Annotated in this window: 6 protein-coding genes; all 6 read left to right on the top strand. The window is 70.8% G+C overall.

Annotated elements, in window-relative coordinates:
* Positions 1 to 2: 2 nt before the first annotated feature.
* Positions 3 to 1,733 carry an acetyl/propionyl/methylcrotonyl-CoA carboxylase subunit alpha gene (locus tag SFB74_RS31715; RefSeq protein WP_432728325.1) on the top strand — a complete coding sequence of 577 codons (1,731 nt, stop codon included), beginning with the start codon at positions 3 to 5 and terminating at the stop codon, positions 1,731 to 1,733.
* Positions 1,734 to 1,744: 11 nt separating this feature from the next.
* Entirely contained in the window at positions 1,745 to 2,743 is a 999-nt protein-coding gene (locus SFB74_RS31710; RefSeq protein WP_432728324.1) for a TRAP transporter substrate-binding protein, read from the top strand.
* 294 nt (positions 2,744 to 3,037) lie between these two features.
* Positions 3,038 to 10,570 (top strand): amino acid adenylation domain-containing protein, encoded by a 7,533-nt coding sequence (locus SFB74_RS31705; protein ID WP_432728322.1) that lies wholly within the window; start codon positions 3,038 to 3,040, stop codon positions 10,568 to 10,570.
* Position 10,571: 1 nt separating this feature from the next.
* On the top strand, positions 10,572 to 11,894 hold the full coding sequence (locus SFB74_RS31700; RefSeq protein ID WP_432728321.1) for a glycosyltransferase: 1,323 nt from the start codon (positions 10,572 to 10,574) through the stop codon (positions 11,892 to 11,894).
* Positions 11,895 to 11,932: 38 nt separating this feature from the next.
* Entirely contained in the window at positions 11,933 to 12,154 is a 222-nt protein-coding gene (locus SFB74_RS31695; RefSeq protein ID WP_432728319.1) for an MbtH family protein, read from the top strand.
* 166 nt (positions 12,155 to 12,320) lie between these two features.
* Positions 12,321 to 13,559 (top strand): acyltransferase family protein, encoded by a 1,239-nt coding sequence (locus tag SFB74_RS31690; protein WP_432728317.1) that lies wholly within the window; start codon positions 12,321 to 12,323, stop codon positions 13,557 to 13,559.
* The last annotated feature ends 38 nt before the right edge of the window (positions 13,560 to 13,597 follow it).

Raw genomic sequence — 13,597 nt, 5'->3', positions numbered from 1 at the left:
CCATGAAGAAAGTACTGATCGCCAACCGCGGCGAAATCGCCGTGCGCATCGCGCGCGCCTGCGCCGACCACGGCGTGCAGTCCGTCGCCGTCTATGCGGACGCCGACCTGAATGCACTGCATGCGCGCATGGCCGACGAGGCCTACGGGCTCGACGGCAACAAGCCCGCCGACACCTACCTGAACATCGCCAAGCTGCTCGACGTGGCCGCGCGCAGCGGCGCCGACGCGGTGCATCCGGGCTACGGCTTCCTGTCGGAGAGCGCGGCCTTCGCGCAGGCCGTCATCGACGCCGGCCTCACCTGGGTCGGCCCGCCGCCGGCCGCCATCGCGATGCTGGGCGACAAGGTGCAGGCCCGCAAGCTCGCGATGAAGGTCGGTGCGCCGCTGGTGGCGGGCACGGCCGATCCGGTGAAGAACGCGGGCGAGGTGCTTGCCTTCGCCGAGAAGCACGGGCTGCCGGTCGCGATCAAGGCGGCCTTCGGCGGCGGCGGGCGCGGCATCAAGGTGGCGTGGCGGCTCGACGAGGTCGAGGGCCTGTACGAATCGGCGGTGCGCGAAGCGGTGACGGCCTTCGGGCGCGGCGAGTGCTACGTGGAGCAGTTCCTCGACCGCCCGCGCCACGTCGAGGCGCAGGTGCTGGCCGACACGCACGGCAACGTGGTGGTGCTCGGCACGCGCGACTGCTCGCTGCAGCGGCGCAACCAGAAGCTGGTGGAGGAGGCGCCCGCGCCCTTCCTGAGCGACGCGCAGCGCGAGCGCATCCACCAGGCCGCGCGCGACATCTGCGCGGAGGCCGGCTACACGGGAGCAGGCACGGTCGAGTTCATGCTGAGCACGACCGGCGCGATCTCCTTCCTCGAAGTGAACACGCGGCTGCAGGTGGAGCATCCGGTGACGGAGGAGACCACGGGCATCGACCTCGTGATCGAGCAGCTGCGCATTGCCGAAGGCCTGCCGCTGCAGGTCAAGCAGACGCCTGCGCCGCGCGGCCATGCCTTCGAGTTCCGCATCAATGCCGAAGACGTGGGGCGCGGCTTCCTGCCCTCGCCGGGTCCGGTGAAGGTGTTCGACGCGCCCTCGGGTCCGGGCGTGCGCGTCGATGCCGGCGTGGAGTCGGGCTCGCAGGTGCCGGGCACCTTCGACTCGCTGATGGCCAAGCTCATCGTCACCGGTGCCACGCGCGAGCAGGCCATCGTGCGCGCACGGCGCGCGCTGAAGGAGTTCCGCATCGAGGGCCTGCCCACCGTGCTGCCCTTCCATCGCGCGGTGATGACGCACCCGGACTTCGTCTCGGGCGATGCCTTCAAGGTGCACACGCGCTGGATCGAGACCGACTTCGCCAACGGCGAGACGCCGGCCCTGCGCCCCGATCCGCTGCCCGACGCCGCGCTGCTGCGCACGGCGATCGAGGTCGACGGGCGGCGCATGGCGCTGGGCTTGCCGGCGGTGTTGCTCAGCGGACTTTCGTCGGCTGCGGGAGGCGCTGTCGCAGCGCCCGCAGCGCAGGCGTCTGCAGTCGATGCCGCCGCCGTGGCCGCGCCCGTCTCCGGCACGGTGCAGGCGTGGAAGGTGGCCGATGGCGACGAGGTCGCCGAGGGTGCCGTCATTGCCGTGATGGAAGCGATGAAGATGGAAATGCAGGTGCTCGCGCATCGCGCGGGGCGGGTCGCCATCTCGGTGGCCGCGGGCGGCTACGTGACGGTCGGCGCCGCCATCGCGACCATCGGCTGAGAGGCCGCGACATGAACGGCGGCAGCATCACGCGGCGCGGCTTCGCATGGCTGGCGTGCGGGGCCGGCGTCCTGCCGCCGGCCGCGTGGTCGGCGCAGGCCGTCGTGTGGCGGCTGGCCACCGGCTATCCGGCGGAGAACTTCCACACCGCCAACCTGCTGGCGATGGCGAAGGACGTGGAGGCCGCGACCGGCGGGCAGCTTCGCATCGAGGTTCATCCGGGCAACACGCTCTTCGCGCTGAATGCCATCCGCGCGGCGGTGCAGGAGGGCAAGGTCGAGGCCGGCGAAGCCATCATGAGCAGCCTCGCCGCCGACGTGCCGCTGGCGGGCGCCGATTCCGTTCCCTTCATCACGCGCAGCTATGCCGATGCGCAACTGCTGTGGGGCATCCAGCGCCCGCTGATCGAGCAGGCCTTCGCGCAGCGGGGCATGCGCGTGCTCTATGCGGTGGCATGGCCGCCGCAGGGCCTTTACTCGAACCGGCCGCTCGGCGGCGCGGGCGACCTGCGCGGCATGCGCATGCGTGCCTACAACGACACCACCGTGCGCATCGCGACGCTGATGGGCGCGGTGCCCGTCGACGTTCCGGCCACCGGGCTCGACAAGGCGCTGGCCGAAGGCCGCATCGACTGCATGATGACCTCCGCCGTGACCGGCGTGGAGAGCCGCGTGTGGCAGTCGATGCGCTACTTCTACGAGATCAACGCGTGGTTTCCGAAGAACCTCGTGTTCGTCAACGCCAAGGCCTGGGACGAACTCGCCCCGTCCTCGCGCAATTCGCTGGCCGCCGCCTGCGCGGTCGCCGAGACGCGCGGATGGGCCCGCAGCGCGGAAGCCGCGGCCCGCTCCGCGGACGAATTGCGCCGCAACGGCATGAAGGTCGAGCCGGTTCCCTTCCTGCTCGGGCGCGACCTGCAGCGCCTCGGCGAGAACTTTTCGCTGAACTGGGTCAAGCAGGTCGGTACCGCCGCCAACGGCATCTTCATTCCGTATTTCGAGAAGCGCTGAGGCCCCCCGGCGGCGGGAAAACCCTACGCCCAGGAGATGAAGTTGTTGCGTTGCAACATTCCATTTCCCGCGCTTGTGCTTGCGGTTACCACGAAAGCCATCGGATTTTTCGGCCGCGAATCGGGTGACCACTTCCCGATGAAATCTTTCTCTCTCAACGCTTCACGTGAAATGTTTTCACCCGAGAACCTGTCGTTGAAATTGTTGAAACAGCTTGTACATTGATTCGGAGTTTGCAATTGTTTCCTGAGGGAGACGGTCGCAGCCGATTCAATTCAAGACGTGGAGAAGTTCATGAGCACGGTCGATCCCCTGGGCGCCGCATCGGTCCTCACTTCAGGCCAGATGGCGATGTGGCTCGGCGCGAAGTTCGCCTCGCCCGACACCAACTTCAACCTCGCCGAAGCCATCGAGATCGAGGGCTGGATCGATCCCGACGTCTTCATGGCGGCGATGCGCCAGGTCACGGAAGAGGCCGAGGCCACGCGCCTGAGCTTCGTCGACACCGCGCAGGGCCCGCGACAGGTGGTTGCGCCCGCCTTCACGCGCGAGATGCCCTTCCTGGACTTCAGCGGCGAGGCAGACCCGGCGGCCGCCGCGCAGGCGTGGATGCAGGCCGACTTCAGCCGCGGCGACGACCTCGCGCGCGACCAGCTGTGGATGTCCGCACTGATCCGCCTCGCGGACGACCACCACGTCTGGTACCACCGCAGCCATCACATCGTGCTCGACGGCTTCGGCGGCGGGCTCATCGCGCGCCGCTTCGCCGACGTCTACAGCGCCTGCATCGCCGGCACCGAAGTGCCCGAGGCTTCGCGCCTCGCGCCCATCTCGCAGCTGGCGGAGGAAGACAAGGCCTACCGCGAGTCGGGCCGCTTCCCGCGCGATCGCCAGTACTGGATCGAACGCTTCGCCGACGCCCCCGATCCGCTGAGCCTGGCCTCGCACCGCTCGGTCAACGTCGGCGGCCTGCTGCGCCAGACCGCGCACCTGCCGGCCGGGAGCGTGCGCGCCCTGGCCGACATCGCGCAGCAGCTCGGCGCCACGCTGCCGCAGATCCTGATCGCGACCACCGCGGCCTACCTGTACCGCGCCACCGGCGTCGAGGACATGGTGATCGGCATCCCCGTCACCGCGCGCCACAACGACCGCATGCGCCGCGTGCCCGCGATGGTGGCGAACGCGCTGCCGCTGCGCCTGGCGATGCGCGCCGACCTGCCTGTGGCCGAGCTGATCGCCGAGGTGGGGCGGCAGATGCGGCAGGTGCTGCGGCACCAGTCGTACCGCTACGAGCACCTGCGCAGCGACCTCAACATGCTGGTGAACAACCGGCAGCTCTTCACCACGGTGGTCAACGTCGAGCCCTTCGACTACGACTTCCGCTTCGCCGGCCATCCCGCGAGGCCGCGCAACCTGTCCAACGGCACGGCCGAGGACCTGGGCATCTTCCTGTACGAGCGCGGCAACGGGCAGGACCTGCAGATCGACTTCGATGCCAACCCCGCGGTGCACACCGCGCAGTCGCTGGCCGACCACCAGCGCCGGCTGCTGGCCTTCATGACGGCGGTGATCCGCCAGCCCGAACAAAGCATCGGCCACGTCGACCTGCTCGATGCCGCCGAGCGCGAACGGCTGCTGGTGACGTGGAACGACACGACCCATGCCGTGCCCGACACGAACCTCGTCGCGCTCATCGAGGCGCAGCTCGCGACCAATCCGCAAGGCATCGCGCTGCGCTTCGATGGCGAGGCGATGCGCAACGACGAGCTGGACCGCCGCGCCAACCGCCTCGCGCATCTGCTGCGCGCGCGCGGCGCGGGCCCGGAGCGCACGGTGGCGCTGGCGATTCCGCGTTCCTTCGACCTGATGGTGGCGCTGCTCGCCACGCTGAAGACCGGCGCCGCCTACCTGCCGGTGGACCCGGACTTTCCGCAGGACCGCATCGCCTTCATGCTCGCCGACGCGCGGCCCGTGTGCCTTGTCACCACCGCGGCGCTTGCGGAGTCGCTGCCGGCAGATGCCCCGAAACTGCTGCTCGATGTAGCGCAAACGTTTGCTGACCTGGCGAATAGCGAAGACACCGCACCCGCGGCGGCCGTCGACCCCGCGCACCCGGCCTATGTGATCTACACCTCCGGCTCCACCGGCAAGCCCAAGGGCGCGGTGGTGTCGCACCGCGCCATCGTCAATCGCCTGCAGTGGATGCAGGACCGCTACCGCATCGGGGCCGACGACCGCGTGCTGCAGAAGACGCCCTCGAGCTTCGACGTGTCGGTGTGGGAGTTCTTCTGGCCGCTGATCGACGGCGCCACGCTGGTGCTCGCGAAGCCCGGCGGACACAGGGACGCGGCCTACCTCGCGGGCCTGATCGCCTCCGAGGGCATCACCACGGCGCACTTCGTGCCGTCGATGCTGGAAGTGTTCCTGCTGGAGCCCACCGCACGCGAGTGCGCCTCGCTGCGGCGCGTGATCTGCAGCGGCGAGGCCCTGTCGCCCGCGCTGGTGTCGCAGTTCCAGCAGCAGCTGTCGTGCGAACTGCACAACCTCTACGGGCCGACCGAGGCTGCCGTCGACGTCACCTCGTGGGAGTGCCCGCGCGAGGCTGGAGACGGGAGGTCTTCGGGGAGCAGCGTTCCCATCGGCCAGCCGATCTGGAACACGCAGATGCACGTGCTCGACAGCGGCCTGCAGCCCGTGCCGCCCGGCACCACCGGCGAGCTGTACATCGCGGGCATCGGCCTCGCGCGCGGCTATCTCGAACGTCCGCTGCTGAGCGCCGAGCGCTTCGTGGCCAATCCCTATGGCGAGCCCGGCAGCCGCATGTACCGAAGCGGCGACCTCGCGCGCTGGCGCGAGGACGGCAGCCTCGACTTTCTCGGCCGCGCAGACCAGCAGGTGAAGATTCGCGGCCTGCGCATCGAGCCTGGCGAGATCGAGTTGGCGCTGCTGCAGCACCCGCAGGTCGCGCAGGCGGCGGTGATCGCGCGCGAAGACGTGCCGGGCGAGAAGCGCCTGGTGGCCTACGTCGTGACGACAGTCGATGCCACCGATGGGGTCGATCCGCAGCCGGCCGACCTGCGCACATTCCTTGCGCAGTCGCTGCCCGAGTACATGGTGCCCTCGGCCTTCGTCGGCGTGCCGGCACTGCCGCTGGGCCCCAGCGGCAAGCTCGACCGCAGGGCGCTGCCCGCGCCGGAGATGCAGGCCGCCACGCCCTACGTGGCGCCGCGCACGCACACCGAGAAGATCCTCGCCGGCCTCTGGGCCGAGACGCTGCACCTGCCGCGCGTGGGCATCGAGGACAACTTCTTCGAGCTCGGCGGGCACTCGCTGATGATCGTGCAGCTGATCTCGATGATCCGCCAGCAGTTCATGATCGACCTGCCACTGGACACGCTGTTCCAGGTCTCCACCATCGCCGGCCTCGCCGAGCTGCTGGACCAGGCCTCGCAGGCGGGGCCGAGCCTCGTGCCGATGCCGAGGCCGGCGCGCATTCCGCTTTCGTTCGCGCAGCGCCGCCTGTGGTTGATGAACCAGCTGGAGAACGCGAACCCCGCCTACAACATGCCGCTGGCGCTGCGCCTGTCGGGCGTGCTCGACCGCGCTGCGCTGCAGTCGGCGCTCGACGACCTGATGCAGCGCCACGAGAGCCTGCGCACCATCTATCCGAGCGAGGACGGGCTGCCGTACCAGCACATCCTGGAAGGCGAACAGGCCCGCGCGCTGCTGATCGAGGCCGACAGCAGCGAGGAAGAGATCGCCGCGCAACTGCACGCCGCGGCCCGCGGCGGCTTCGACCTCGGCACCACGGCGCCGCTGCGGCCGCACCTCTTCAGGCTGGCCGCCGACGAGCACGTGCTGCTGCTGCTCACGCACCACATCGTGGGCGACGGCGCTTCGCTGCTGCCGCTGGCGCGCGACCTGAGCGTCGCGTATGCCGCGCGCAGCGAAGGCCAGGCACCGGGCTGGGCGCCGCTGCCGCTGCAGTACGCCGACTACGCGCTGTGGCAGCAGGAGCTGCTGGGCAGCGAGGACGACCCCGAGAGCATGGCCGGCCGCCAGCGCGAGTTCTGGCGCGAGACCTTGCGCGACCTGCCCGAGCGCCTGAGCCTGCCGGTCGACCGGCCGCATCCGAACGTGCCCAGCTACCGCGGAGACGTGGTGCCGCTGCAGATCCCTCCACAGGTGCACGAGCGCATGCTGCAGCTGGCGCGCGACGGCCAGGCCAGCGTCTTCATGGTGCTGCAGGCGGCGCTGGCAGGGCTGCTCAACCGGCTGGGCGCGGGCGACGACATCGTCATCGGAACGCCGGTGGCGGGCCGCACCGACCACGCGCTGGACGAGCTCATCGGCTGCTTCGTCAACGCGCTGGTGCTGCGCACCGACGTGGCGGGGCAACCCAGCCTGCGCGAGCTGGTTTCGCGGGTGCGCGCCACCAACCTCGCGGCCTATGCGAACCAGGAGTTCCCGTACGACCGCATCGTGGAGCTGCTGCGGCCGCAGCGCGGCGGCGCGAACCTGCCGCTGTTCCAGGTCATGCTGGGCTTCCAGAGCGGCAACAACCGGCTTTCCTTCGGGCTGCCGGGCCTGTCGATCACGCCGCAGCCGGTGGAGGTGGACACGGCCAAGTTCGACCTGTCCTTCATCCTCGACGAGCAGCGCGGCGCCGACGGCCTGCCGGGCGGCATCGCCGGCGGCATCCAGTACAGCACCGACCTCTTCGACCGCGGCACCGTCGAGGCCATCGGCCAGCGGCTGGTGCGGCTGCTGGAGCAGGCCTGCGACACGCCCGATGCGGCGCTGGGCAGCCTCGACATCCTGGGCGACGAGGAGCGCCGCCGTCTGCTGCACGACTGGAGCGGCCGCAGCACCGGCACGCGCGGCGACATCGCGCCGCAGTCGCTCGCGGCCATGGTGGAGTCGCACGCCGCCGCGCGCCCGCATGCGGCGGCGGTGGTGCTCGACGACGCATCGGTCGTCAGCTATGCAGCGCTCGACGTGTGCGCCAACAGGCTCGCGCACCTGCTGCGCGGGCGGGGCGTCGGCGCGGGCCACATCGTGGCCACCGTGCTGCCACGCTCGCTGGACCTCGTGGTGGCGCACCTGGCCATCGTGAAGGCCGGCGCGGCCTACCTGCCCATCGATCCGAACCACATGGCCGGGCGCAGCGCCTTCGTGTTCGAGGAAGCGGCGCCCGCCGCGGTGCTGACGCACGCATCGCTGCTGCCGGAGCTGGCGGGCATTCCGCACTGCCTGGCGCTCGACAGCGACGAGAGCGTCGCCGCACTGGCGATCCAGTCCGACGGGCTCGTGGCGCAGCCGCGTGCGGTCGATCCGCGCGACGCTGCCTACGTCATCTACACCTCGGGCTCCACCGGCGTGCCCAAGGGCGTGGTGGTGCCGCACCAGGGCCTGGGCAGCCTGGGCGCCTCGATGGCGCAGCGCTTCGCCATCGACCACGACTCGCGCGTGCTGCAGTTCTCTTCCAGCGGCTTCGACGCCTCGGTGATGGACCTGCTGATGGCCTTCCACGCCGGCGCCGCGCTGGTGGTGCCTTCGGCGCAGCAGGTGCTGGGGGCGGAGCTGGGCGCGCTGATCGACCGGCTGGCCGTGAGCCACGCGCTGATCCCGCCGGCCGCGCTCGCGACGCTGCCTGAAGGCGAGTACCCGTACCTGCAGACGGTGGTGGTGGGCGGCGACGCCTGCTCCGCCGAGCTGGCATCGCGCTGGTCCAGGGGCCGCCGCATGATCAACGCCTACGGCCCGACCGAGATCACCATCTGCGCGAGCACGAGCGCGCCGATGAATGGCGAGGAGCCGCCCGCCATCGGCACGCCGGTGTGGAACACGCGCGTGTACGTGCTCGACGACGCGCTGCAGCCGGTGCCGCCGGGCGTGGCGGGCGAGCTCTACATCGCCGGCAGCGGTGTCGCGCGCGGCTATCTCGGCCGGGCGCTGCTGAGCGCCGAGCGCTTCGTCGCCGATCCGCATGGCGAGCCGGGCAGCCGCATGTACCGCAGCGGCGACCTGGTGCGCTGGCGCAACGACGGCAGCCTCGACTTCCTGGGCCGCGCCGACCAGCAGGTGAAGATCCGCGGCTACCGCATCGAGCCCGGCGAGATCGAGTCGGTGCTGCTGCGGCATCCGCAGGTGACGCAGGCGGCCGTGATCGCGCGCGAGGACGTGCCCGGCGAGAAGCGCCTCGTGGCCTACGTGGTGGCGTCGTCCGATCCGCAGCCGACGGAGCTGCGCGCCCACATGGCGCAGTCGCTGCCCGACTACATGGTGCCTTCGGCCTTCGTGCACCTGCCGTTCCTGCCGCTCACGCAAAGCGGCAAGCTCGACCGCAGGACGCTGCCGGCGCCCGGGCCGCAGGCCGCGGAGGCCTACGCCGAGCCGCGCACCGCCACCGAAAGGCAGCTCGCCGCGCTGTGGGCCGAGACGCTGCACCTGGAGCGCGTGGGCATCCACGACAACTTCTTCGAGCTCGGCGGGCATTCGCTGATGGCGATCCAGCTCGGCATGCGCATCCGCCAGCAGGTGCGCGCGGACTTCCCGCACGCCGAGGTCTACAACCGCCCGACCATCGAGGCGCTGGCCTCATGGCTGGACGACAACACGGCGGGCGCCCGGGCGCTGGACCTGTCGCGCGAGCTCGACCTTCCCGCGCACATCCGCAGGCAGGACGTCGCGCCGCCGCTGGCCGCGAAGCGCGTGTTCCTGACCGGCGCCAGCGGCTTCGTCGGCAGCCACCTGCTGGCCGCGCTGCTGCGCGACACGACGGCCTGCGTGGTCTGCCATGTGCGCGCCGCCGACGAGGATGCCGGCCGGCGCCGCCTGCAGCTCACGCTGGCGCAGCGCCAGCTGGGCGCCATCTGGGACGACGCGCGCATCAAGGTCGTGACCGGCGACCTCGGCAAGCCGCGCCTGGGCCTCGACGACGGCGCGGCGGAGCTGGTGCGCGAGGGCTGCGACGCCATCTACCACTGCGCGGCGCAGGTGGACTTTTTGCATCCCTACGCCAGCCTGAAGCCGGCCAACGTCGACAGCGTGGTCACGCTGCTCGAATGGACCGCGCAGGGTCGGCCGAAGAGCATGCACTACGTCTCGACGCTGGCGGTGATCGACCAGAACAACGGCAAGGACGGCACCGTCACCGAGCAGTCGGCGCTGGCTTCCTGGAGCGGGCTGGTCGACGGCTACAGCCAGAGCAAGTGGGTCGGCGACGCGCTGGCGCGCGAGGCGCAGGCGCGCGGCATGCCGGTGGCGATCTACCGGCTGGGCGCGGTCACCGGCGACCACACGCACGCGATCTGCAATGCCGACGACCTGATCTGGCGCGTGGCGCATCTCTATGCCGACCTGGAAGCCATTCCCGACATGGACCTGCCGCTGAACCTCACGCCGGTGGACGACGTGGCGCGCGCCATCCTCGGCCTGGCGGCGCTGCAGTCGTCGTGGGGCCAGGTGTTCCACCTGACCAGCCAGGAGGCGCTGCGGGTGCGCGACATCCCGGCCGTGTTCGAGCGGCTCGGCATGCGGCTCGAGCCGGTGGGGCTCGAGCCCTGGCTGCAGCGCGCGCATGCGCGGCTCGCCGTGGGGCAGGACCGCGACCTGGCGGCGGTGCTGGCGATCCTCGACCGCTACGACACCTCGGCCACGCCGCCGAAGGTGAGCGGCGAGGCCACGCACGCGCAGCTCCAAGCCATCGGCGCCGCGATCCGCCCGGTGGACCGAGACCTGCTGCAGCGCTACTTCGTCGATCTCGGCATCGACACCAAGGCGCGCCGCCCGGCGGTCGAAGCCGGCGCATCGCAGGTGGCCTGAGATGGCGCGCTATCTCATCGCGGCAACCGCGTTGCCGGGACACGTGCTGCCGATGCTGGCCATCGCCCAGCATCTGGTGGGCCTCGGGCACGAGGTGCGGGTGCACACCGCGAGCCGCTTCCGTGCGCAGGCGGAGGCCACCGGCGCAAGCTTCACCGCCTTCGACGCATCGATCGACTTCGACCACCGCGAGCTCGACCAGCGCTTTCCGCAGCGCCAGCGCCTGCCCTCGGCGCATGCGCAGCTGTGCTTCGGGCTGAAGCACTTCTTCGCCGACGCCATGGCTGCGCAGCGCGCGGGGCTGGAGGCGATCCTGCGCGACTTCGCGGCCGACGCGATCGTGGTCGACACCATGTTCTGCGGCACCTTCCCGCTGCTGCTGGGCCCGCGCGCGCAGCGCCCGGCCGTGGTGGCCATCGGCATCTCGGCGCTGCCGCTGTCGAGCTGCGACACGGCCTTCTTCGGTACGGCGCTGGCGCCGTCGTCCACGCCGGAAGGGCGCGTGCGCAACCGCGCGATGAACACCAACCTCAGGCAGGCGATGTTCGGCGAGGTGCAGCGCTACTTCGACGCGCTGCTGACCTGCGCGGGCCTGCCGCCGCTGCCGGAGTTCTTCATCGACGCGATGGTGAAGCTGCCGGACCTGTACCTGCAGCTCACCTCCGAGTCCTTCGAGTACCCGCGCAGCGACCTGCCGGCCTCGGTGCGCTTCGTCGGCCCGCTGCTCGCGCCGGCCAGCCGCGACTTCGCGGAGCCCGACTGGTGGCACGAGCTCGACGACGGGCGCTCCGTCGTGCTGGTCACGCAGGGCACGCTGGCCAACCAGAACCCGGCCCAGTTGATCGGGCCGACGCTGCAGGGGCTGGCCGGCGCGAGCGACATCCAGGTCATCGCCACCACCGGCGGTCCGCAGCCCGAGGCGCTGAACATGGCCGTGCCCGCGAACGCGCGCGTGCTGCCCTTCCTGCCCTACGACCGGCTGCTGCCGAAGGTGCACGCGATGGTGACCAACGGCGGGTACGGCTCGGTCAACCATGCGCTGAGCCTCGGCGTGCCGCTGGTGGTGGCCGGTGCCACCGAGGAAAAGCCAGAGATCGCCGCGCGCGTCGCCTGGTCGGGCGCCGGCATCAACTTGGGCAATGGGCAACCCTCGGCGCGCCAGATCGGCGACGCGGTGCGCAGGCTGCTGAACGACCCCGGCTACCGCCAGCGCGCGGGCGTGCTGCGCGACGACTTCGCGCGCCACCACGCGCTCACCGAGGTCGCGGCGGCTCTCGAAGCGCTGCGCGAGGCCGCCGCACCCGAATCGGTGGAAATGGCCTGATTGAAGACTGAAGACGAACCCCTGCAAGGAAATCGACGATGAGCAACCCGTTTGACGACAAGAACGGCACCTTCCTGGTGCTGGTGAACGACGAAGGCCAGCACTCGCTGTGGCCGGCGTTCATCGACGTGCCCGCCGGCTGGAAGGTGGCGCTGCCCTCCACCGACAGGGCGGCCTGCAGCGCCTATATCGAGGCGAACTGGACCGACATGCGCCCGCGGTCGCTGGCGGCCAAGGATCTCGATGCCGCTGGCGCATGAGGGTGTTCGCGCTGCACCGGCGCGGCGCCGCCTGGGCGTACGCGTCGCGGTTCCGTGCGCCCGCGGCCGGTGAGGTGAGCATCGCCCCCGGCGAGCGGAAGGAGCGCGCCGGGCCGGCGGAAGGAACGCAGGAAAGACCGCGGCAGCAAGGCAGGCCGCGCCGGCGATGAGCGTTTTCTCCGCCTGGCCGTACTTCATGCTCGTGCTGGTGGTGCTTGGCGCGATGGCACTGCCGGTGTTCCGCGCGGCCGACGAGCCGGGCAATCCGCGCGACCACCGCACGGCAACGCTCGACGGGCTGCGCGGCTTTCTCGCGCTGAGCGTGTTCGTGCACCACCTGATGGTGACCCACGGCTACATCGAGCGCGGCGAATGGACTTTTCCGCCCTCGGGATTCCACACGCTGCTGGGGCAGGCGGGCGTGGGCGTCTTCTTCATGATCACCGGCTTCCTGTTCTGGGGGAAGCTGCTCGACGCGAAGGGGCGGCCCGATTGGAAGGGCCTGTACGTCGGCCGGCTCTGGCGCATCGGGCCGACCTACCTGCTGGCGGTGGGGCTGATGTTCCTCGTCGTCGCGTGGCGCACCGGCTTCGAGCTCAGGGAGCCGGCGTGGTCGGTGCTGGGCGCGATGCTGCAGTGGCTGGCCCTCGGCATCTGGCCGCTGCAGCCGGACATCAACGGCTATGCAGGCACGACGCTGATCCTCGCGGGCGTGACGTGGACGGTCTTCGTGGAGTGGCTGTTCTACGGGGCGCTGCGGCCGATGGCGCCACTGGCTCGCGGCGCTCGCACGCCGCGCTTCGTCGTCGGCGTCATGTTGCTGCTGTGCCTGCCGCTGCTGTGCTTCGCGGCGCTGTCGCCGGGCGCCTCGCCTTCGCGTCCGACGGTCGCGCTGGTGATCGGCGCGCTGGCCTGGGTGCTGGCGTCGTTCCTCATGGGCATGCTGTCGGCGTGGCTGGTCCGGCGCGAAGGGCCGCGGCTGCCGGAATGGGCGGCTTCTTTGCTGGCGCTGGCCTGCCTCGCGGGCGTGTTCCTCGGGTTCGGGCACATGGTCGGTCCGGTGCAGGTCCTGCTGCTGTGGGTGTTCTTTCATCTTGTGTGCACGGGCAGCACGCTTTTCGGCCTGCTGGCCATGCGGGCGGCCCGGCGCATGAGCACGGTGAGCTACAGCATCTACCTGCTGCAGGGGCTGGTGCTGACCCTGGCGTTTGCCGTGCAGCCGGTGCGGGAGTTCGCGATGGCCGGGGCGATGCGGTACTGGCTGGTGGGCACAGCCTGCGCGCTGGTGCTCGTGGCGGCCTCGGTCGTGAGCTACCGGCTGGTCGAGAAGCCGGGCATCGCGCGGGGCCGGCGCCTGCGATCCGGCCCGCGACGGATGCCTGCCGCGCAAGCCGCCGGGCCTTGAACGGGGCGGGGCGGCCCGCCCTTCAAGACCCCAAGCCA

Source organism: Variovorax xiamenensis (assembly GCF_050916385.1).
Lineage (GTDB): Bacteria > Pseudomonadota > Gammaproteobacteria > Burkholderiales > Burkholderiaceae_C > Variovorax.
Note: the sequence above shows the minus strand (reverse complement) of the source record. Positions and strands in the feature narration are given on the sequence as shown.

Excerpts from the sequence above, each read along its gene's own strand:
- SFB74_RS31715 (WP_432728325.1), top strand. The coding sequence starts at position 3 with ATGAAGAAAGTACTGATCGCCAACCGCGGCGAAATCGCCGTGCGCATC.
- SFB74_RS31690 (WP_432728317.1), top strand. The coding sequence starts at position 12,321 with ATGAGCGTTTTCTCCGCCTGGCCGTACTTCATGCTCGTGCTGGTGGTG.
- SFB74_RS31710 (WP_432728324.1), top strand. The coding sequence starts at position 1,745 with ATGAACGGCGGCAGCATCACGCGGCGCGGCTTCGCATGGCTGGCGTGC.
- SFB74_RS31700 (WP_432728321.1), top strand. The coding sequence starts at position 10,572 with ATGGCGCGCTATCTCATCGCGGCAACCGCGTTGCCGGGACACGTGCTG.
- SFB74_RS31695 (WP_432728319.1), top strand. The coding sequence starts at position 11,933 with ATGAGCAACCCGTTTGACGACAAGAACGGCACCTTCCTGGTGCTGGTG.
- SFB74_RS31705 (WP_432728322.1), top strand. The coding sequence starts at position 3,038 with ATGAGCACGGTCGATCCCCTGGGCGCCGCATCGGTCCTCACTTCAGGC.